This is a genomic window from Clostridium nigeriense (genome assembly GCF_050585245.1).
In the GTDB taxonomy this organism is placed as follows: Bacteria; Bacillota; Clostridia; order Clostridiales; family Clostridiaceae; genus Clostridium; species Clostridium nigeriense_A.
Genome location: NZ_JBNOOF010000001.1, coordinates 296,817 through 319,711 on the forward strand (window position 1 = coordinate 296,817; position 22,895 = coordinate 319,711).

Genomic DNA, 22,895 nt, shown 5'->3' on the forward strand with positions numbered 1-22,895 from the left:
CTACTAATATGAATTCTATCACTTCATATCATATTTTTTTATTTTCTTAATTATAAATCCTCTTCTTTACTCTGTCTAGATATGTTTAGTAATATACCCATAGCCCCTAAATTAAATACCAAAGATGTTCCACCATAACTTATAAAAGGCATTGGAACCCCTGTTACTGGCATAGAACCAGATACAACCGCAATGTTAATTATAGCTTGAATAGCAATAACCGAAATAATTCCAACAGCTACTAGAAATCCATAATTATCTCTAGATTTTATAGCAATAGATATACCTTTTATTACTAGAAACATGAATATTAAAACAATAACAATACAACCTATAAGACCAAGTTCCTCACCTATAATAGCAAAAATAAAGTCATTATGTGGTTCCGGCATAAATAATGCCTTTTGTCTTGAATTTCCAAGACCTACTCCAAATATACCTCCTGATCCCAAGGCATAAAGTGATTGTATTAACTGATAGCTATTATCTGACATATCTGCCCATGGATCTAAAAAGCTTGTTAATCTTTCTAATCTATAGCTTTGAGTAAATATTAATGCAATTCCTGCAGCTAATCCTACAGGTACTAATGAAAACAAATGGCTAATTTTAGCTCCTCCAACCAAAATCATTATAAATGCAACCATCATAACTACAGCTGTTATACTTAAGTTTTTCTCAAGTAATATCAATCCTGCAAAAACCCCTGCTACAGCTAGATAAAATATTGTTCCTTCTTTAAACTTATTTATCTTTCCTTTTCTCTTATCTATTAGTAATGCTAAATAAAGTACAACTACATATTTTGCTAATTCAGAAGGCTGAAAGGATAATGGCCCAAGCCTTATCCACCTAACAGCTCCATTTATATCAGATCCAATAAACAAAACTAATACTAAGAATGCTAATGTAATTAATACTAGCCACGGTGTCCACTTTTTATAGACATGATAATCTATTGACATAGTAACAAACATACCTACTATACCTACTATAGCCCAGGTTATTTCTTTGTAAAAATAAAATTCTGTATTGTATACATTTTTTTGATACAAAGCATAATATGAACTTGATGAATACACCATAACTATACCTATAAATAATAATACTAATATAGCACATAACAAACCATAATCTATACTTTTCATACTATACTTTTTTCTTTTTCTACTTGACTTTCTCCCCTTTATATTTGACTTTTTAACTTTTTCCATCTTATCTCCTACCATATTATTCTTTCAAATTTAAAGTTACCTTAGTATCTTTTTCTATAAGTTTTCCAGCTATAACATCTTGTCCATCCACTACCCCAGTACCATTTGTACTAAAACTAATATTCATACTATTTAATATATTAGTAGCTTCTTCTAAGGTCTTACCTTCTAAATCTGGCATAATCAGCTTGTTATTATCAACAGTATCATCAGATACATTTATGCTAATAGTAGCTCCTTCTTCAACTAAAGCTCCTGGATATGGTACCATATTTGTAACTTTAGATGAACTATCCTCTAATTCAATATTTAAATTTAATTCATCTAAAATCTTTTTAGCTTCATTAACACTTTTGCCTCTTAATTCTGGAACTATAACTTTATTTTTTTCTGTATATCTTTCTTCATATATTTCAGAATCCATATAGCTAAATAAATCTGTTAGTAAAGATTTTAATATTGGAGTAGTTACAGGTCCTCCATAATATTGGCCAGCACTTGGTTCAACTACTTTAATATATATAGTGACTTGCGGATCATCAACTGGATATAATGATAAAACTGAGGCTATATACTTATCTGATGAATACCCTCCATTTTCTGTATCTACAGTTTGAGCCGTTCCAGTTTTTCCACCTACTCTTCTATTCTTATCTCCCATAAAGGTTCCAATTTCTCCACCTGCATTTATAGTTCTTTCTAAATAATCTCTTATAATAGCAGTTGTTCCTTCTGAAACTACACTTTTTTGAACAGTTGGTTTAAAAACTTCATCTATTACTTTTGTACCGTTGCTTGCTTCATAACTAATTTCTTTCATAACGTGAGGTTCAATTAAATCACCACCATTAGCTATAGCATTAAATGCTTGTATTAATTGAACACTATTAACTGTATTAGTTTGTCCAAATGCAATAGTTGCTAAATCCATCTCACTCATATCACTAACTGATTTAACTATCCCGTCACTTTCTCCAGGTAAATCAATCCCAGTTAATTGACCAAATCCAAACTTGTCTATATACTCTTTTAACTTTTCACTCCCAAGTCTTGCACCCACTTCCATAAATCCAACATTACATGAATTTTGTAAAATTTGTGCTAAAGTTTGAGTACCATGTCCATTTGTATTCCAACATTTTATAGTAGTAGATCCAAACTTCAATCCTCCACCACAATAAAATGTATCATTTTCACTTACAACTCCTTCTTCTAGAGCTGCTGCTAAAGTAAAATTTTTAAAAGTTGATCCAGGTTCAAAGGAATCACTTATTGCATCATTTCTGAACATATTTTGAAGTTTGTCAAAATCATTATCACCTTGAAAATTTTCATAATCTTCATATGGAGTATTAGGATTAAAATCAGGCTTATTAACCATAGCTAATATCTCACCATTATTGGGATTCGTAACAATTATTGTTACTTCTTTTGCCTTATTATCTTCATATCCTTGTTCCGCTGCTTTTTCAGCAATTAATTGAATATTTTCATCTATTGTTAATGCAACGTTTTTACCATCAACAGGACTAGTATATTTTACTGTTTGAAAAGGTAACTCATCTAAGTTCCCATCTACCTCAGAAATTTTATAACCTGCTATACCTGTAAGTTCTGAATCATATTGTAATTCTATACCATTTAAGCCTGTATTATCAGAGTTTACACTTCCTAATACATGAGCTAAAAAATTATTATTAGGATAATATCTTTTAGGACTAATTGTAATAACAACTCCATATATATCTAAATCCTTAATTTTATCTGCTAGCTCTTTATCTATGCCAGTTATTAGAGTGCTTGTCTTAATTTGATTTCCATTTTCGTCTGTAGAACTTAATTTTTGATTAACTTCTTCCAAAGTTAATCCTGACGCCTCTGATAGTTTTTGTGCCACTTTATCTTTAGTTATTCCTTCATCCTCTATATATATATCTATTGCTTCTAAATCTAAGTCAACTCTGTAAACATCAATAGAAGTTGCAAGAATAGCACCATTTCTGTCAGTAATATCACCTCTATCTGCTTCGACTGTTACTTGAGAATTCCATTGTCCTTGAGCCATATGTCTGTACTCTTTACTTTTATATATCATAATATAAGTCAGTTTGCATATTAACATTAAAAAAACTAAACAAACTCCTAAAGTCACATATAACGCTCTTACTCTATTACTATTTTTATTTTTTCTTTTAGCACTTTTAACTTTTCTATTCATCCTAACCCCCCATGGTTGTAATTATATTTCATAGGCTATATTACTTAATTATAACAAAAAATAAATCATTATGTAAATCAGTTAAGTATACTAAATTAAATAAAAGTAAAAGTGAAAGATCACCTTTACTTATTTTCAAATAAGACTAAATATTCTTCATAACCTTCTTCTTTCATCCTATCTTTTGGTATGAACTTTAAGGCAGCAGAATTTATACAATATCTTAATCCTCCTAGCTCTTCAGGTCCATCACAAAATACATGTCCTAAATGAGAATCCGAAGATTTGCTCCTAACCTCAGTTCTTATCATCCCATGTGTTCTATCTATATTTTCATTTATCAACCTTCTATCAATAGGTTTTGAAAATGCAGGCCATCCACATCCAGATTCAAATTTATCTGTTGATATAAATAAGGGTTTCAAAGAAACTATATCTACATATATCCCTTCCTTAAAATTATCAAAATATTCATTTAAAAAAGGAGGCTCTGTTCCATTTTCTTGTGTAACCTTATATTGAATATCCGTTAATTTATTTCTTAAATTCTCTTTATTATTTTTACTCATTATCCATCCTCCATTTATTTATATTATATATGTATAATGTATATTTTTCTATTTATTCTTTGTAACAAATATTCTTTTTACTGCAGTTTGTGGTGGAATTGATTTAGTCATAGCATCACTAACTCTCATATATACTAAATCACCCTTCTCTAATTTAATGTTTTCCTTTTTATCATTAGCGGAATTCATTATCTTAGTTTCATCATTAATTATTCCAACTAAGGTTGTTTTATAGACCTCTTTATCCTTAATATAACCTTCTACAGTAATCATAATAGATTTACCATCTTCACCTTCTTTAACCTCTGTAATTTCTCCAATAACAACAGGACTTTTAGGATTCATCCCATGTCCTGGATCAGCACCAACTAAAATAAAAGAAAATAATAAAAGTGAACAAACTACTACTAATGATTTTTTAATTTTCATATAAAAACCTCCTTGAATTTAAATATCATTAATAGTTTTATATTATTTAATATAAATATTCATTTTTTTAATTATTAATTTCTAGATACATATGGATTATCCTTTATATAGAATCGCCAAAGAAAATCTTTTGCTTCTTCTGCATAATCTATTCCTATTCGTTTGGTCTCTACTATTTCTATATTCTTATCGGGATTATATTCCAAATATAAATCTTCCTGTAAATATAACTTTTTATAATTATCCTCCCTTGTAATACTTAATGCACTACAAAGTTTTGAAGGCCCGTTTGTTAAATTTTTCATTTGATATTTCGTTAATTCATTATAATTCTTTTTATACCTCTTATTAGCAAGATAATCAAAGCTATCTATAGGCTCTATTGCTCTTATTAAAACAGCTTCTGGTTCATCCTTCACATTTGTTACTATATTAAAGCAATGATATAGTCCATATATGAAATAAACATATGCTAAACCACCTTCTTCAAATAAGGGTTTAGTTCTTTCTGTCTTTTTGTAATTATATGCATGACAAGCTTTATCCATTGCTCCAATATAACTTTCTGTTTCAACTATAATAGACTTAATTTTTCTTCCGTCTACTTCTCTAACAAGAAAATCCCCTAAAATACTTTTTGCAACTTCTATTGCTCCTTTTTTATAAAATTCTTCACTTATTATCATTTCATCGCTCCATTAAATAATAATTATATATACTTATTATATCCTATTTTAAATTACTCATTATTATTTATTTCTTAAATTTAAATTAAACTAATTTTTTTCATTTTTTATGGAATACTAAATATAAAATTATTATTATAGGTGGTAATCATGTTAGAGTTATTTATAAAAACTATAATTCCTATCTTAGTTAACATATTAGAGTTAATAGGTATTTTTATTATATGTATAGGTTCTTTAAAAGCTTTTTATCATTACATTGATTCTTTAATTAAGAATACTAATTATCCGTTAAAATGGGAATATGCAAACTCTATGGCAACAGCATTAGAATTCAAGCTTGCTGCTGAAATTCTTAAGACAGTTATTATTAGAAATATGAATGAATTAATTATTTTAGGTTCAATAACTCTTTTAAGAGGCTTTTTAACCTTAATAATTCATTGGGAAATGAAATCTGAAACTCCTAAACAAAGAAAAAATAGCAAAGATAACGGAGCTAACTAAGAGCTCTTCTTTGCTATTCTAAAACATTCAATAAATCTATAGTTTTATTTTTATCTTTATAATTAATATATATTTCATTATCTATTGTAGATATTTTTATATATGGTCCACTTTTGCCTTGAATATATAACTTTACATTTTCTCCATTTTCCAATTTAAAATCACCTTTTTTTATTGAACTCCCATCACTATAGCCATTAACTTTTAATGATATTTTAGGTAACTCATCAACCAATTCAATATTTCTTATTTCTGATTTTTTAATAGTTGTTCCAAAACTACCATCTATAACTATTGTTTTATCATTTATTTTAATTTCATTAGTTTCTCTACCATAAGAAAAAGTTATTATAGTTATAGAAAATGTTATAAAAGCAATTACAATAAATACAATAGTCTCTGCTTTGCTTTTCTTATTATGATCAAACCTTTGCAAGTAAAATAAGTATCCAAAAACTATTAACATAATTAGTATAGTAACTGGGAATATTGATATTCTTGTATAGTTTGTAACAATTCCACCTATAAATAATACTAAAGCAATTAAGTAACACATTCTCCCCATATGCATAGCTACTTTTTCGATTTCTATTCTAGATTGCTCTTCTTTGGACGCAGTATTATATCCAGAAATTAACCAATAGCATCTATATTTACTTATAGCTAATCCAATTGCTATAAATAATAAACTAATTGCAGCAAAAATAATTATAGTTTTCATTATATCAAATCCCCTTCAAAAGCATATAATTACCTCGTATAATGTTAATTATATTGCTTTTATTTACACTGTCAACATCCTAATAGATTATTGTTTACCACTCAATTGTTAGAATATTTACATCATCCTTAATTAACGATACTTTATATCCTTCAAAAATTAACCAAGATAATAGTTCTTTTTGTATCTCCTCTTCATTGCAGACAAGAAGTGCTGAAATTTTATTTATTTTAATTTCCTTTGCATAATTAATATTTTCTAAAATCTTTCTTTTTTGATCTACTAATATGTTCATATCCATGAATATTCCCCCTTCCTATTTTATATTATTCTTATAGATAAAATATTATGTCACTTATTTTTATTTAATTATTAAAAGCAAAAAAGAGATAAGATTAACTTATCTCTTGCTTAATTACACCTATTGCAATTCCTAAAATACTTACATCTCTATTACTTAGCTCTATTGGTGAATATAATGAATTAGCTGGCATTAATTTAGGGGAATCACTATTTAAATTTAATGTTTTCAACGTTGCTTCTCCATCTAAACTAGCGGCTACTATATCATTATGATTTGCATTTGCCTGTTTTTTAATTACAACCAAATCTCCATCACAAATATTTTTTTCAACCATGGAGTCACCTTTTACTCTTAATATAAAAGTATCTTTTCCTCTTTCAAGCCAATATTTAGGTAAATAGAACTTTCCTTCTATGTTATCGTTAATTTCAATAGGATTTCCTGCTGCTATGTTACTAAACATAGGTAAATCTACTAAATCTTCTTCATTATAAATAGTATTTTCGTTATCAAATATTTCTTTTTTATTAGATGCTGTATCTATATTAAATTCTACTACATCTTTATTTCTTAAATTAATATATTCATATTTTTCTATTGTATTAATTACCTTCTTCTTCTTTTCAAACTTTAATTTAAAACTAAAGCTCTTCCCTTTTACATCAACTCCTAATGAATTAAACTTCCTACCTTTTATCATCCAAGAATTTTCCTTATTATTTAGTTCGCTGTTTAATATAAAAATAAATGAAGAATAATCTTTTTCTTTATATATAGACTTAATAAAATCTATTTCAGCCTTGGTTAATCTTTCTATATCATCTAAAATTATATGACTATATAATCCTTTGAACTTTTTAACATATGAAAGTGCAAATAAAACATGATCATACTCATCAATAAGAGAATTCATTGATAATTTTTTATTATACAATTCTTTTATTTTATATATTGATTCCCTTGTATATGAGCTTTTCTTTATTCTTTTTTTTCTTCCCTTTCTATCTATAACTAAATAATCTTCTAATTCAAAATTGCTAGCTTTAATCCAGAGTATTTCATCTAGTAAAAATTCTAATTTTGCTTTTTCAATAAACTTAGATTTTTTATAAAAAGAAGATATTTCATCATCTAAGCTTTCTAATAACCTTAAAGCGTCCTTTTTACTAACTATTTTGAACACTTGTCCCTTTTCTCTTCTATAAGCATTATAGTATGTATTAATAAGCTCCTCGAAAGTAACTATATTTACTCTATTTTTATCTAATGAAAATAATGAATAAAAATATTCTTTACTACTTTCCTTATTATATAATTCAATAGCTTCACTATTTTTACTATAATTTGATGTAACAAATAATATTTTATCATCTTCATAAAGGCAATAGTTATTTTCTAGATTTAAAGCTTTATATATGGATGCCGTACTTTTACCTGTTCCTTCTTTACCTTTTAAAACTTGATATCCAGAAGACTTATGTCTTATAAACTTATTTTGAGTATTTGTAAATTCCATTTTTCACCACCTCATTCTATGTTCAATTATTTATGTATTTTAATAATATATTTTCTAGTAATATAAGTCAAACTTTTACTTATACATATTTATTATAGTTACCCTAAAATTTAGCTTTATTACAATTTCCTAACGAATGAAAAAAGAGCCTATAAAATATTATTTTATAAATAATTTAATAAGCTCTTTCTATTAATTTTTAATATATATTTAAACAAACGGATTATAAAACCTTCCATTATTAATTTTAGTAGCAATTATAGCTAAAATTAATAATATTATTGCACATGCAATTGTTATATAATCTCCTTTTTCAAACTTTCTTCCATTATACCAAGTACGCTTCTTATTTTTTCCAAAAGCTCTTAATTCCATTGCTGAACTTATAGTCTCTATTCTCTCTAAGCTTGAAAATATTAATGGCATTAATATAGAAGCTGAATTTTTAATTCTTTTTGTTAATTTTTCCTTTTTAGACATATCTATTCCTCTAGCTTGCTGCGCAAATGATATATCTTGATAGTCACGTTGAACATCTGGAATATATCTTAATGCAATTGATACAGAGTAAGCTATTTTATAATTAACACCAATTCTATTTAATGATGCTGCAAATTCACTTGGATTAGTTGCAACAATAAATAACAATGCCATCGGTATTATAGAAAAGTATTTTATCGTTATATTAAATTGATAAAATAACTGTTCTAAAGTTAATGTATAAGGCCCTACTATCTTAAACAAATCAGTTCTACTTTCATATATTTGTACTCCTTCATATGGTGAGAAAATAAAAATTGCTAAATTATTTAGTAATAAAAATGCTAATATAAAATAAAGCACAAATGAAACTTGTTTAAACTCTACTTTTGAAATTTTAAATACAACTATACTTAAAACGAACATTAAAATAAGCACTCTTGTATCATATGTAATCATAGATGCTACTGCCCATATTATAAAAGAAATTAACTTAGCTGCACCTGTCAATTTATGAATAGGTGAATCTATGTTTGAATACTCTAACATTTTACTCATATACCTCTAATCCTCCTATCATAATCTATAAATTTTTTAACAAATTCTCTTGGATTATCTAATTCAGACTTTATTGCTAGTTCATATAGAGATGTTTCTTTCAAATTTGCTTCAGATATAACATTTTTATCTGTTATTACATTTGCAGCAATATCATCTGCTAATTTTAATCCATTTGAAAATACTATAGCTCTATTTGTATATTCAAGCATTAAATGCATATCATGAGTTATCATAATTATTGTAACTCCTTTTTTATTTAATTCTTTTAAAAATTCCATAATTTCAGTATAATGCTTAAAATCTTGTCCAGCCGTTGGTTCATCTAAAATAATTACCTCAGGATTTAATACTAATATAGATGCAATAGTTACACGTTTCTTTTGTCCAAAACTAAGTGCTGAAATAGGCCAATTACGGAATTCATATAACCCACAAATTTTTAATGTGTTAAATACTCTTTCCTTAATTTCCTCTTCATTTAATCCCCTTACCCTAAGACCTAATGCTACCTCATCAAATATCATTGTTTTAGATATCATTTGGTTTGGATTTTGCATTACTATTCCAATTTTCTCTGCACGTTCTTTAATAGTATCATTTTCTAAGTTTCTTCCATTAAATAATATTTCCCCTTCAGTTGGTTTATAAAAACCACAAATCAGCTTTGATACTGTAGATTTTCCTGCTCCATTTTTTCCAACTATACTAATCATTTCACCTTTTTTCACATTAAAAGAAATACCTTTTAATGTTTCTCTATCTTTTTCATAACCAAACTTAACATTTTTTAATTCTAATATAACTTCATTATCTTTGTTGTTACTTTGTCCAACTGCTTCATCATACCAATGTTTAAGTTTATCTTTGCATTTATCTAAATTTAATGTATTTATATGCTCTGGGTTAATATCTGAAATAACTTCACACCCTGCATATCTTAAAGCTGTAATATAAAGTGGTTCACGTATTCCTACTCTAGATAATATATTAGAACTTAAAAGTTCATTTGGAGTCATGTCTGCAGTAATCTCTCCATTATTTACAACTATTATTCTATCTACGTTACAATGTAATACATCTTCTAATCTATGTTCTATAATAACTATTGTTTTATTTGTCTTCTTTTGTATTTCATCAATTAATTCAATTGCATTTTTACCAGTAGCTGGATCTAAACTTGCAAGTGGTTCATCAAATAATAATATATCTACATCTCCAACCATAACACCAGCTAATGTTACACGTTGTTTCTGACCACCCGATAGACTATATGGTGCCAAATCTAAATAATTATCGATACCAACAATTTCAGAAGTTATTTTCACTTTTTCCATCATCTCATCTTGAGGTACACAATCATTTTCTAATTTAAAAGCTATATCCTCAGCAACAGTCAATCCAATAAATTGACTATCTGGATCTTGAAGAACAGTACCTACTGAATTAGATAATTCAAAAATACTCATTTCTTTAGTTTCTTTACCATTTATTTTTAAGCTTCCTGTTATATTCCCCTTATGATAAAATGGAATTAATCCATTTATACAATTTGAAATTGTACTTTTACCTGATCCAGATGGACCAACAATAAGAACTTTTTCACCTTCATATATTGTTAAATTTATATTATTTAATGTTGGCTTTGCTTGAGCTCTGTATTGGAAGGTAAAGTTATTGAACTCAATTACAGGTTTTTTCATAGCAAATCTCCCTTTACATGTAAAATATATATTAAAGACTTTGTCTCCGATTTAAAATATTACTACATTTTTCGCAATATGTATACAAAAAAATGCTAGAAACCTAAAGTCTCTAGCATTTTAACTACATACTACTCTCTATCTAAACTTCCTTTTTTAACTCTACTTTTTGAATATGTATAAATTAAAATAGTCCCTAGTACACCGACTGTAATTGAGTTAGAAATTGTAGCTGCTATTCCCTGTAAATATACCTTATTTGATGGTTCTGCATAAATAAAGATATCTAATGTAGGAGCAATTAAAAGCCATGCTATAGCATTTGCAACTATTTGATAAATGTTAAATAAAATAATTTCCTTTTTTTCAAAATCTCCTTCATTAACCTTTAATTTTCTCCATGATAATCCTAATATAAGACCTACAGAAGATGAAGCTATAACCCAACTAAACCAAGGTAAACCGGTGAAAACTAAATCTTTTAAAGTATGTCCTATAAAACCTATAGAAAGTCCTGCTATTGGACCATATAATACTGCCATTAGGGCTAAAAATGCATAGCTTGTTTCTATATTAGTATTTGCTATTCCTGATGGAATAGAACCAAAACGTCCTAATATCATAAATACAGCCGCACCTATTCCTATTGCAACTATCGTTTTAATAGATAAATTTTTTCCCATTCCATTTCTCCTTTGTTTAATAATATATTAGAAGTATATAATACCAATATTATTAGAGTCAAATTTTTATTCGTAATTATATATAAATATTTTTAATGTTATATGAATTTTTAAATAATAATAAATTAGATTTTTTAAAAATAAGTATAATTTCTATACTAGTCGATCTTTAATTTTTAATTCTGCACTAATAGGATAATGATCTGAAGGATATCTTCCATCAATGTTATAGTATATTATTTCACTGTTTTTAACATCAAACTCTTCTGTAACAAAAATATAATCTATATGAAGGCCTTTTCTACTTCCTTTAAATTTACTTAAAGTTGATAAAGAATATATTTCCTTTTTACTATCTTGAACAGCTATAAATTTCTTACTACTGTATTTACCTTCTGATAAATTTCTAATTACTTTGCTATTAGGACTAGAATTAAAATCACCCATTAATATAGCTGGGTAATCATCTTTTTCATGTTGATTTTCTATATATTCCCCTATTTTTTTAAGTCCATATTCTCTAGCTTTAGGTAATAGAAAATCCAAATGTGTATTATAAACTCTAACTATATTACCATCCTCTAATTCAATTAATGCAGTAGTACAGATTCTTGGAAAAACAGAATACCAAACAGAACTACCTATTTTTTCAGGATTTTTAGACAGCCAAAAAGTATTATACTCTATTATTCTATGCCTATTAGAAACTAAAATATCATTTCTTTCTATAAAAAACTTACTACTTCTTGGCATTCCAACAAAATTATAATTAAATATTTCTGAAGTAAGATCATTAAACATTTTATTATTTAATTCTTGAACTCCAATTATATCAAAATCATTATTTTTTATTAGTTCATAAACTATTTCTTTCCTTTTATCCCATCTATTATTGATATCTAAAGGAAAATCTGTTCTTAAATTAAAAGTCATTACCTTCATAGTAATACCTCGTTATTTATAGTTATTTTGCTGTTACTTTAAAATTCTTTTTCTAATTTTTATATTATCAAAAGCATATCCAGCTAATAAGAATATTATACCACTAACTACAGGTTGTATAGCCTCTAAATATAAAGTTGCTAGAGGTGCAATAAAGTTTCCTGACATAATAGCTCCTGCTAAATAATAACCAAAACATCCTACAAAACCAGAAATAAATAATGCTAATATATTTCTTTTGCATAATAATTTATCTGATTTAGATGTAAAGAATAGCACCATAACAGGTTTTATTATTATAGTTGCTATAATCCATACTATTCCACCACTTAAAGCATCTGCAAGTCCAGCACCAATTCCTGCTGCCACCATAGCATATGGTGTAGGTAAAAGTACAGCTGCCAAATATATAAAAGTATCCCCTAAGTGAATATACCCTCCATTAAATCCAGTTGGAATTCGAGGTATAAAAGCAATAGTTGTACATATTATTGCTGCAAAGAGTGCTGCTAATACAATATTTTTAGTTTTATTGCTTATATTCATTTATTAATATCAGCTCCTTTAAACATGGCTCAAACATAATTCCTTCTCTTGAATCAGATTTAAATTTTGAAGTAAACTCAATAGCTTTAAATATAAAATCTGTAGCATTTTTAATAGCATAGTTTAAATCGTGTCCATTTAACAATAGTCCAATTATAATTGATGTAAATATATCCCCTGTACCGCTATAAGACTCATTATTAAAATCTGATTCTACTTTTAAAAATTCACTTGTTTTTTTATCATATGCAAAATTGAAAATTTTATTTTCTCTTATAATTCCAGTTATAATTACCTTTTCAGGTCCCATATCAGATATCTTTTTTGCTATTTCTATTATCTTTTCATCACTAGTATTATATTTATCATATATATCACCAGTTAAAATACAAGCTTCCGTTAAATTAGGTGTAACTATATTAGCAATTGAAACCAAGTATCTCATTTTATTACACATGTTTTCTGTAAAAGTATCATAAATAGCACCATTATCTCCCATTACAGGATCAACTACAACTAAAGCCTTTTCCTTTCCTTTAACAAAATTTAAAACTATGTCTATTTGCTCTTCTGATCCTAAAAAGCCACTATATATACAATCAAAATTTATATTTAAGTTATCCCAGGCCTCCTTATAACTAATCATTTCATTAGTAATATCTAAAAAAGTATAATTATCAAACCCAGTATGACATGATAATACGGCTGTTGGATAAGGACAGCATTGAACCCCTAATACAGATAAAACTGGTATTGCTGCTGTTAAAGAACATCTTCCAACTCCTGATAAATCATTAATTGTTGCTACCTTTTTAACTTTATTCATAAGTGCACCTACTTCTAAATTTATTTACTTTATAATAATTCAATAGTTAAATTTTGTCCATTGTATCGATACAATAAAAGTGTTTCTATATAATTTTCCTTATTCAGAAGTAAGCTCCAAGTCATCGCAAAATTAATATAAGCACTTCCGAACTAAAGGAATGAAATTAGGGATAATAAATTAAAAATCTATTATCCCTATTAAAACTAATTTTATATTTATTTTTTATAAATCTATTACCAATTTTAATAGTTTATTGCTTCTATCAATGAAGCTATCCATTTCTTGAGAAGTTAATTCCTTATTGGATAATAAAGCAAGGTCTAATATATAATTACATATTAAATTAATCCTTTCCTTATCTTCTAAGCTTACATTAGTTAGCTTCTTAATAATTGGATTATTATTGTTTATTACTAAAGTTCTTTCTTCGCTGAACATATTAGGCATATCCATACCACCAAACATTTTACTCATTTCAGCCATTCTTCTAGACTGTTCTGAAACTAATATCATTGCTGGTGTTTCTGAATTCTTAAGACTCTCAACTTTTATTTCTTTTACATCATTAGAAGCTACTTCTTTAAATAAATTTTCTATTTTTTCATTTAAATCCTTTAGCTCTTCTGTTTCATCACCTTTTAAAGTTTCTGAAATATCAGAGTCTATTCTTGCAAAAGTAACCCCAGCTTCCTTAGATTCTAAGAAACTAATAAAATGATTATCTAAAGAACAATCTAATACTAAAGCATCTAAGTTAGCTTCCTTAAACATCTTAATATATTGAGATTGTTGCTTTTCATCTGTTACATAGAACACCTTATTTTCATGTTTTTCTTTATTTTCTTCAAGGTATTCTTTTAAAGTAATATACTCACCATTTAATTTTCTAAAAACAATTATATCCTTAATTTTTTCATAAAAGCTTTCATCTCTTAGACACCCATATTTAATAAATATTTGTATATCCTTCCAAAAACCATTGAAATTTTCTCTTTCATTTTTATAAAGTCCTATTAACTTATCTGCTACCTTTTTAACTATATGTTTAGAAATCTTCATAACGTCCTTATCTTTTTGAAGGAAACTTCTTGAAACATTTAATGGTAAGTCAGGACAATCTATTGTTCCTTTTAATAATAATAAGAAATCTGGTATAACTTCTTTAATATTATCGGCTACAAAAACTTGATTATTATAAAGTTTTACTTGACCTTCTGTTGCTTCTAATTCATGTTTTAATTTAGGGAAATATAATATTCCTTTTAAATTAAATGGATAATCGACATTTAAATGAATCCAAAATAAAGGATCATTAAAATCTAAAAATACTTTTTTATAAAAATCTTTATATTCTTCATCTGTACAATCCTTTGGAGACTTCATCCATAATGGAGTTGTATCATTTAAAGGCTTTTTATCCTCTTCTTTCTCTTCCTTTCCTTCTTCTTCTAAGTATATTTCTGTAGGTAAGAAAGAACAATACTTCTCTATAATTTCTCTAACCTTATAAATTTCTAAAAATTCTTTACTATCATCATCTACATATAAAGTAATAGTTGTTCCTCTTTCTTTTCTGTCTTCAGATGGATATATTTCATATTCAGTTCCACCATCACAAACCCAAGTTACAGCTTCTGATCCATTTAAGTATGATAAGGTATCTATTTGGACTCTTTTAGCTACCATAAATGCTGAATAAAAACCAAGTCCAAAATGTCCTATTATATCTTTATCATCATCTATTCTATCTTTATATTTATTTATAAAATCTTCAGCTCCAGAAAAAGCAACTTGCGTAATATATTTTTTTACTTCTTCTTCAGTCATTCCAATTCCATTATCAGTAAACTTTAATGTACCATTTTCTTTATTAACAGTAACTAAAACTTTATACTTTTGATTTTCGTCTATATTTGCTTCTCCTAAAGTTACTAACCTTTTTAATTTGCTTATTGCATCACACCCATTACTAATAAGCTCTCTTATAAAAATATCTTTATCTGAATAAAGCCACTTTTTAATAATTGGGAAAATATTTTCTGTATGAATTGATATATTTCCTTTATTTTTCTCCATAAATAATTCCTCCTCTTATATGAAATAATTTTAGTAAATAGAAAAAGTTATGTCAATATTTACTATATCCTATTTTAGTTCATTTATGATTTATTATTTAATTTATATTAATGAAAATAATAATTATATACTAACTCTTTAAATATCTAGTACTTTAATCCTATTATCCTCTAGCCCAATTACACTTAATTTATTGTCTATATAATTCCTTATTATATCAATAACTTCACTAGTTATTTTTTCCCCTGGACAAACTACAGGTATGCCTGGAGGATATGGAACTATAAACTCATTAGATATTTTATCTAACGAGTTATCTAAACTTATATATTTATATTTAAAATTAAAGACTTCATAAGGTTCTAAAATTTTTTTAGGATATGACTTACTAAATTCTATTATATTTTCTTCAGTTTTTAATAAATCGATATTAAGATCTTTAATAGCTAAATATATTTTTTCAAAATCCACCTCTGTATTTGATGGAGATAAAATTAGGACTACACCTTTGCCAAAGCTCATCTCTGCTTGTATTTTTTTTGATCTTAAATATTCTAAAAGCTTATGCCCACTATACCCATCTCTCACAGTCATTAAATATCTACTTTTATCTATTTTATATTTTTCTTCCATATCTTTATTGCTAACTATATATACCTTATTTAATGAATTTATATCTTGCCTATATTTTTCTGCCATTTCAATTAGATTATCATAATCATCTTTAGAATAGTTATCTAAGTAATATCTTGAGTAATCTAAGGATGCCATAATTAAATATGAAGGAGAGGTTGTCATAAAGGCTTTTAAGTAAAACTCAATATTATCATCTACACTATTTAATAATAAAAAAGCTCCTTGGGTAAGGCTAGGTAAGGTTTTATGAGCACTAACTACTACATAATCACCTAATGTAGCCATAGATTTAGGCAATTTATCATTAAATCCAAAATGAGCACCATGAGCACTATCAATTATAACTTTCAATCCTTCTTTTCTTAATTTTTCTATTGTTTTTTCTAAATCGTAATAAACTCCAAAATAATTCGGGTTAGTTAAAATAATACCTTTAGGGCTTTTTGCCTTTTCTAAAGCATCATTTATCTCCTCTTCTCTAGGGGGTAAAAATATGCCTAAATTATTATCTACCACAGCATCAATATATATAACTTTTAGCTTTCTTAAAATTAGTGCATTATAAATTGATTTATGACAATTTCTTTCTACTAGCACTTCATCGCCTTCATTAAACGCTGAAAATATAGCTGATAAGTTACCTGATGAGCTACCATTTACTAAAAAATAAGCTTTTTTAACTTTATATGTCTTTGCTAAAAGTTCCTGTGCTTCTTTTATAACTCCCTCTGGATTATGTAGATTATCTAAAGGATCAACTTCTGTTATATCTAATTCTCCTAAAGAATCTTTTAATCTTCTTCCTAATTTATCTCTTAAAAAACCTTTTCCAGACTTATTTCCTGGCATTGATAAAATTAAATTATTTTCACTTTTATATTTTAATAATTCTTCTAATAATGGTGCCTTATTCATCTCTTCTCCTTTAATTAGTTGCTTATTATTTCAATAGACTTATTATTTAATACCTTTTTCGCAACATTTAAAATAAATTCCTTATTTAAATATTCTAAACCATCTAATTCTTCATCATATATCCTATAATTTCCAAACATTGTATTATAAGTAGATAACTCTTTTGCAAGAATTATATTTTGTTCTTCTCTAAACCATCTCTTTAACTTTATAGACTTTATATAATCTTTTATATCTTCATCATTAATATCTGTTTCTTCGCCTATTACTTTCCTTATGCATTCTTCTATTAATGATAAAGCCTTATCTAAATTTTGCTTTGAAGTACTAAAAGTTATTTTATATAGCTTAATATATTTTTCATAAGCAATTCTAGTTAAAACATCATATACAAGGCCATTTTTCGTTCTTAATCTATCAAATAGTACTGAATTGACACCCTCTCCAAAATACTCATTAAATATTCTTAAGGCTTTTAATTCATCAATACTAAGGCTATCTATTGGAAATATAATTTCCACCTTAGAACCATTGATTCCTTCCTTAACATCTTTATAAACTCCAAAACTATCTATATCATAAATTATTTCATTATCTTTATTATCATTATTAATTGACCAATTTCCAAAGTATAATTCTATTATTTCTTTAATTTCTTCAAAATTTAATGATGATACAACTGCTATAGATGTATTTTGAGGATTATAATTTTCTAAATAAAAACCTTTTATATCACTTAAAGTAATTTTATTCAAACTCTCCATAGTCCCTATAATTGGATATTTTATTCTTCGCTCTTCAAAACTATTAAGAAAAAGTTTATCTTCACAAAACTGATCTACCTCTTCATCCCATTCCCTTAATTCTTCTTTTATAACATCCATTTCTTCTTTAAATCCTTTTTCTTCAAAACTTGGATTTATTATTATATCCGAAAAAAGTTCTATAGCTTTTCCTAGATCTTCACTTAACATAGTTCCATAATAAATAACATATGGATAATTTGTCATTGCATTTTGAAATCCAAAAACTCTACTTAATTCCTTATTTATATCTTCTTCACTTCTATTTTTAGTTCCTTTATACACCATATGCTCTGTAGCATGTGCTAACCCTAAAATTTCTCTTTCTTTACAAGCACCTGCGTCTATTGAAACAGATATTGATGTAAGCTTAGACATTGTTTTTTTATAAATTAGCTTTATTCCATTATTTAATACCGCTTCCATTACTACCTCCATATATTTACTAATATTATTTTAATATTTCTATTATTAAATGTAAAACTAAAAGGGCTGTTATATAATGAAAATGAAGAATTTGCAATACACATTTAATGTAAAATTAAAATTTAAGGGGCTGTTTAAAAAACAGCCCCTTGCTATAGTTCATCCTTATTCTGCTTTTAAAGCAATTGCACATTCAATTCTCTTCTTTTGCATTTTACAGCCTATTTCATAAGGTATTTTCATATCTCCATTAAAGCTAACGTTATTTGCTTGACATCCTCCACTGCAATAAAATCTTGCCCAACAATCTCTACATTTTGGTTTATTATAAATATGAGCTTTTTTAAATTCCTTACCAAGTTCAGAATTATATGTATCATCATATATAGTTCCAAGCTTAAACTCTTCTTTTCCAACGAATTGGTGACATGGATAAACTTCTCCTTGTGGAGTTATAGCTACATATTCAAAACCTGCTCCACAGCCTGAAATTCTCTTATATACACATGGTCCACCATTTAAGTCTACATTAAAGTGATAGAAGTTATATTCACCATTCTTTTCTCTTTTTCTTTTAGCCATATCTTCATATAACTTATCATAGTTTTCCATTATAGTAGGTAAATCCTCTTCTCTTAAAGCAAGAGGATGTCCATTTTCTAACACTACTGGTTCAATAGAAACTTCATCAAATCCTTCATTTACCATTGCCATTACATCTTCAAAGAAATCAGTATTAGCTCTTGTAAAAGTTCCTCTTACATAATATGTTTTACCTGGAGTTCTCTTTTCAATCATCTTTTTGATATTTGGTAAAATATCATCATAAGACCCACTACCATTAACTTTAATTCTTACATTATCGTTAACAGATTTTCTTCCATCTAATGAAAGGATTATGTTTCCAAGCTCCTTGTCCATAAAATCCATCATATCATCATTTAAAAGTGTTGCATTAGTTGTCATAGTAAATCTAATATTTTTATTCCAACTCTTCTCATTATCTCTTGCATACTGCACTATTTCCTTTACAGTATCCATTATCATTGTCGGCTCTCCACCAAATAAATCTATTTCAATATTTCTTCTTGGACCACTTCTTTTTACTACGTAATCAATAGCCTTTTTAGCAGTTTCAATAGACATAACACCCTTATGTCCATTATATTCTCCTTCATCTGCAAAACAGTACTTACATCTTAAATTACATCCATGAATTATATTTAAACAAACTGCTTTAATATAATCTCTATCTTCCATTGAACCATGAGCTATATCTTCATACTTATCTTCTGAATATAGCATTCCATCTTTTATAAGCTCTAATATTTCATCATAAGCTTCTTCAATAGTTTCTTTATCGTATTTATGAGATAAAAGCTTTATAGTTTCTTCCTTATCTTTCATTCCATCATCATGCACTAAATCATATACTAGCTCGTCTACTATATGAACAGCACCTGTATTTACATCTAATACAAAATAATTTTCACCTTGTTTAAATTTGTGTATTAAAGACATCTTAATCCCTCCAAATGATTTATAAAAAAGTACATCTATGTAATTTTGCTTATTCCGTCGCTCTGCTCCAAGTCATCTCAAAATTAATAGATGCACTTGAAAGCTGAATGATGGAAATTATAAAAAGTTAGTTACAGTGTAACATTTTTACAATTTCCTAAAGAATAAAAAGTAAGCAGCAACTTTAATGCTGCCGCTTTCTTTTTAATTAGTTTTCACACTCTAAGTTTGCAACTGTACATGATGTTTTGCAAGCTGATTGACATGAGTTAGCACATTCTTTACAGCCTGGTTTAACTAAGCTGTTTTTAATATTAGTTTTGTTAATTGTTTTAATATGTTTCATAACTATACTCCCCCATACTTAAAATACTCCAAGATTATATCATAAAATTTTTAAGATGAAAAGATGATTTTATACAAATTCCTTTTCTACTTAATATTTAGTCATTTAAATATTCTTCAAATTTTCTTATGTTATCTTTTTTACCTATTAGTACTATTAAATCATTTTCTCGTAGTATATGATTAGGATCAACTTCGATAATAGTTTCTTCATTTCTCTCTAATGCAATAATATTTAAATTAAAGTCATTACGAATTTTTGATTTTATCACAGATTTTCCATCTATCTTATCTGTAACCCTTATTTCCTCTATATGAATATCATTATTTAATTCAATAAACTCTAATGCTTCTTCATTTAATAATCTATTAGCAATTCTAATTGCCATATCATTTTCTGGATAAACAATTTCTGCTCCTATTTTCTTTAATACACATCCTTGTTCATAAGTGTTTGCTTTTGCAATAACTCTTTTCACTCCCATATTTATTACATTTAATGTAGTTAGTATACTTACATCTATCTTTTCTCCAATACATACAAATACAGTTTCACAGTTTTGTATTCCAGTTTCCTCTAAAGTTTCCTTATTTAATTTATTTACAATAAAAGCATTTTCTGTATATGATCTAATTTGCTTTATTTTATCTTCATCGCTATCTAAAACTACTACTTCTTTTCCTGCTTCTATTAAGGTTTTAGCTAATGCAAAACCAAATCTCCCTATTCCTATTATTCCAAATTCTATTGATGATTTATGATTAAACATAATTATCCCCCTATCCAATTATAACTGTTTCTTCTGAATAACAAGCATTTGATGATTCTTTAAAATACCAAATACTAGCCATTGTCATCGGTCCAAGCCTTCCAATAAACATTATTAAAGATACTATCATCTTACTTAAGTCTGTAAGATCTGGTGTTATCCCAGTAGATAAACCAACCGTACCGAATGCACTAGTTACTTCAAACAGTAATTGTATAAATGAATACTGAGGTTCAATTACAGTTAAAGCAAAAGTACCAAGACAAACTACAGTAAGTGCTAATATAATTAAATTAAATGCTTTAAAAATTACTGAAGTAGGTATCTTTCTTTTAAATGCTACACAATGTTTATTAGTAGAAGTACTATATATACTCTTAAACAAAGTAAATAATGTAGTAGTCTTTATACCACCTCCAGTAGATCCAGGAGATGCCCCAATGAACATTAAAATAGTTAAAATAAACAACCCTGCGTTAGTGAAGTTTCCTAATGGATACGTACTAAAACCTGCAGTTCTTGCAGAAGTACTAAAGAAAAATGCTCCAAGCCATGTAATATCTTCAGTTGCCTTTAAAAGCACAGTCCCAATTACAAGTAAGCTAGCTGTCATAGTAAGTACTATCTTAGTATGTAAACTAAATTTTTTAAACCTTTTCTTTTTAATTATTTCCTTAATAACTAAAAATCCAAGACCACCAAAAATAATTAACCCACATGTAGTTAAGTTTAATAAAATATTACTTTTGTAAGGTATTAAATTTTTAAGTCCACCTAAAATATCAAATCCTGAGTTATTAAAAGCAGCTATTGAATGGAATACACTTATACCTAATGCATCTAAAGGGCTGTAATCCTTAGAGAATACTATATAACTTAATATTACCCCTACTACTTCAAAGCTTAGTGTTAATAGTAATACTGATTTAACTAATTTTACTAGACCTTTCATTGAATCTAGATTCATAGATTCCTTAATTAGCACTCTTTCCTTAATCCCAACCTTTTTACCCATTAATATAATAAAGCCGACACCTACAGAAGTAACTCCAAGTCCACCTATTTGAATCAACAAAGCTACTACAGCTCGTCCAAAAACAGTAAAAGTGTCGGCCGTATCTACAGCAATTAATCCAGTTACGCAAACTGCACTAGTTGAAGTGAATAAAGCGTCAACAACCGAGACCTCTACCCCCTCATTAATGGATATCGGCAGCTTTAATAATATAGTTCCTATCACAATGACATAAAAAAACCCCAAAACAATTATTCTGCCTGGGCTTATTTTTTTTAATAATTTCATATTAAGCTCTCCTTTATTACATGTAACTAAAACAAATATTTTTGAATCATTTCTCAGTATTTAGCATTATTATATATTCACTATTTTTTACTGTCAATTTCGTTATTTTTACCTAATTTCTTTTAAAAAAGCTGATAAATGTAAATAGGATTATTTACTTTCTATTTAATTATAAAACATCAAAAATGCGACATT

Annotated in this window: 22 protein-coding genes; 1 reads left to right on the top strand and 21 read right to left on the bottom strand. The window is 27.1% G+C overall.

The annotated features are described in order from the left end of the window. Nucleotides 1–50: 50 nt before the first annotated feature. The 5 genes from spoVE to ACQPUY_RS01540 form a co-directional block, all read right to left on the bottom strand. Nucleotides 51–1,214: a stage V sporulation protein E gene (gene spoVE, locus ACQPUY_RS01520; RefSeq protein ID WP_430839126.1), complete on the bottom strand. Its 1,164-nt coding sequence runs from the start codon at nucleotides 1,212–1,214 to the stop codon at nucleotides 51–53. 16 nt (nucleotides 1,215–1,230) lie between these two features. Then, nucleotides 1,231–3,432 (bottom strand): stage V sporulation protein D, encoded by a 2,202-nt coding sequence (locus ACQPUY_RS01525; protein WP_430839127.1) that lies wholly within the window; start codon nucleotides 3,430–3,432, stop codon nucleotides 1,231–1,233. Nucleotides 3,433–3,557: 125 nt separating this feature from the next. Then, a complete protein-coding gene (gene msrB, locus ACQPUY_RS01530) occupies nucleotides 3,558–4,001 on the bottom strand; it encodes a peptide-methionine (R)-S-oxide reductase MsrB (protein WP_430839128.1) in 444 nt (147 codons plus the stop codon). A 48-nt stretch (nucleotides 4,002–4,049) separates the two neighbouring features. Continuing rightward, nucleotides 4,050–4,430 carry a hypothetical protein gene (locus ACQPUY_RS01535; protein ID WP_430839129.1) on the bottom strand — a complete coding sequence of 127 codons (381 nt, stop codon included), beginning with the start codon at nucleotides 4,428–4,430 and terminating at the stop codon, nucleotides 4,050–4,052. 74 nt (nucleotides 4,431–4,504) lie between these two features. Continuing rightward, nucleotides 4,505–5,116, bottom strand: a complete 612-nt coding sequence (locus ACQPUY_RS01540; protein WP_430839130.1) for a DNA-3-methyladenine glycosylase — start codon at nucleotides 5,114–5,116, stop codon at nucleotides 4,505–4,507. 150 nt (nucleotides 5,117–5,266) lie between these two features. Between ACQPUY_RS01540 and ACQPUY_RS01545 the strand changes: the two genes are divergently transcribed. Then, a complete protein-coding gene (locus tag ACQPUY_RS01545) occupies nucleotides 5,267–5,623 on the top strand; it encodes a DUF1622 domain-containing protein (protein WP_430839131.1) in 357 nt (118 codons plus the stop codon). Between the two features lie 13 nt (nucleotides 5,624–5,636). Here the strand turns inward: ACQPUY_RS01545 and ACQPUY_RS01550 are convergent, their stop codons facing one another. The 16 genes from ACQPUY_RS01550 to ACQPUY_RS01625 form a co-directional block, all read right to left on the bottom strand. Beyond that, nucleotides 5,637–6,344 carry a DUF3784 domain-containing protein gene (locus ACQPUY_RS01550; RefSeq protein ID WP_430839132.1) on the bottom strand — a complete coding sequence of 236 codons (708 nt, stop codon included), beginning with the start codon at nucleotides 6,342–6,344 and terminating at the stop codon, nucleotides 5,637–5,639. Between the two features lie 94 nt (nucleotides 6,345–6,438). Next, nucleotides 6,439–6,645: a hypothetical protein gene (locus tag ACQPUY_RS01555; protein WP_430839133.1), complete on the bottom strand. Its 207-nt coding sequence runs from the start codon at nucleotides 6,643–6,645 to the stop codon at nucleotides 6,439–6,441. Nucleotides 6,646–6,739: 94 nt separating this feature from the next. Next, entirely contained in the window at nucleotides 6,740–8,164 is a 1,425-nt protein-coding gene (lexA, locus tag ACQPUY_RS01560; protein ID WP_430839134.1) for a transcriptional repressor LexA, read from the bottom strand. A 210-nt stretch (nucleotides 8,165–8,374) separates the two neighbouring features. Next, complete coding sequence (locus ACQPUY_RS01565) at nucleotides 8,375–9,202, bottom strand: energy-coupling factor transporter transmembrane component T family protein (RefSeq protein ID WP_430839135.1); 828 nt, start codon at nucleotides 9,200–9,202, stop codon at nucleotides 8,375–8,377. Beyond that, nucleotides 9,199–10,905 carry an ABC transporter ATP-binding protein gene (locus tag ACQPUY_RS01570; protein ID WP_430839136.1) on the bottom strand — a complete coding sequence of 569 codons (1,707 nt, stop codon included), beginning with the start codon at nucleotides 10,903–10,905 and terminating at the stop codon, nucleotides 9,199–9,201. The genes ACQPUY_RS01565 and ACQPUY_RS01570 overlap by 4 nt, the downstream gene beginning before the upstream one ends. A gap of 131 nt (nucleotides 10,906–11,036) precedes the next feature. After that, a complete protein-coding gene (locus ACQPUY_RS01575; protein ID WP_430839137.1) occupies nucleotides 11,037–11,588 on the bottom strand; it encodes an ECF-type riboflavin transporter substrate-binding protein in 552 nt (183 codons plus the stop codon). A gap of 153 nt (nucleotides 11,589–11,741) precedes the next feature. Continuing rightward, nucleotides 11,742–12,530 (bottom strand): endonuclease/exonuclease/phosphatase family protein, encoded by a 789-nt coding sequence (locus ACQPUY_RS01580; RefSeq protein WP_430839138.1) that lies wholly within the window; start codon nucleotides 12,528–12,530, stop codon nucleotides 11,742–11,744. 33 nt (nucleotides 12,531–12,563) lie between these two features. Next, nucleotides 12,564–13,076: a TIGR04002 family protein gene (locus ACQPUY_RS01585; RefSeq protein ID WP_430839139.1), complete on the bottom strand. Its 513-nt coding sequence runs from the start codon at nucleotides 13,074–13,076 to the stop codon at nucleotides 12,564–12,566. Further along, entirely contained in the window at nucleotides 13,060–13,902 is an 843-nt protein-coding gene (locus ACQPUY_RS01590; protein WP_430839140.1) for a pyridoxamine kinase, read from the bottom strand. The genes ACQPUY_RS01585 and ACQPUY_RS01590 overlap by 17 nt, the downstream gene beginning before the upstream one ends. Before the next feature lie 225 nt (nucleotides 13,903–14,127). After that, nucleotides 14,128–15,981 carry a molecular chaperone HtpG gene (htpG, locus tag ACQPUY_RS01595; protein WP_430839141.1) on the bottom strand — a complete coding sequence of 618 codons (1,854 nt, stop codon included), beginning with the start codon at nucleotides 15,979–15,981 and terminating at the stop codon, nucleotides 14,128–14,130. 138 nt (nucleotides 15,982–16,119) lie between these two features. Beyond that, on the bottom strand, nucleotides 16,120–17,532 hold the full coding sequence (locus ACQPUY_RS01600) for an aminotransferase class I/II-fold pyridoxal phosphate-dependent enzyme (protein WP_430839142.1): 1,413 nt from the start codon (nucleotides 17,530–17,532) through the stop codon (nucleotides 16,120–16,122). 14 nt (nucleotides 17,533–17,546) lie between these two features. Continuing rightward, complete coding sequence (locus tag ACQPUY_RS01605) at nucleotides 17,547–18,761, bottom strand: M16 family metallopeptidase (protein ID WP_430839143.1); 1,215 nt, start codon at nucleotides 18,759–18,761, stop codon at nucleotides 17,547–17,549. A 165-nt stretch (nucleotides 18,762–18,926) separates the two neighbouring features. Next, a complete protein-coding gene (gene scfB / locus ACQPUY_RS01610; protein WP_430839144.1) occupies nucleotides 18,927–20,282 on the bottom strand; it encodes a thioether cross-link-forming SCIFF peptide maturase in 1,356 nt (451 codons plus the stop codon). Nucleotides 20,283–20,490: 208 nt separating this feature from the next. Further along, entirely contained in the window at nucleotides 20,491–20,628 is a 138-nt protein-coding gene (gene scfA, locus ACQPUY_RS01615) for a six-cysteine ranthipeptide SCIFF (RefSeq protein WP_016208429.1), read from the bottom strand. A 97-nt stretch (nucleotides 20,629–20,725) separates the two neighbouring features. After that, nucleotides 20,726–21,397, bottom strand: coding sequence for a potassium channel family protein (locus ACQPUY_RS01620; RefSeq protein ID WP_430839145.1), 672 nt, complete (start codon nucleotides 21,395–21,397; stop codon nucleotides 20,726–20,728). A 10-nt stretch (nucleotides 21,398–21,407) separates the two neighbouring features. Continuing rightward, entirely contained in the window at nucleotides 21,408–22,700 is a 1,293-nt protein-coding gene (locus ACQPUY_RS01625; protein WP_430839146.1) for a TrkH family potassium uptake protein, read from the bottom strand. Between the last annotated feature and the right edge of the window lie 195 nt (nucleotides 22,701–22,895).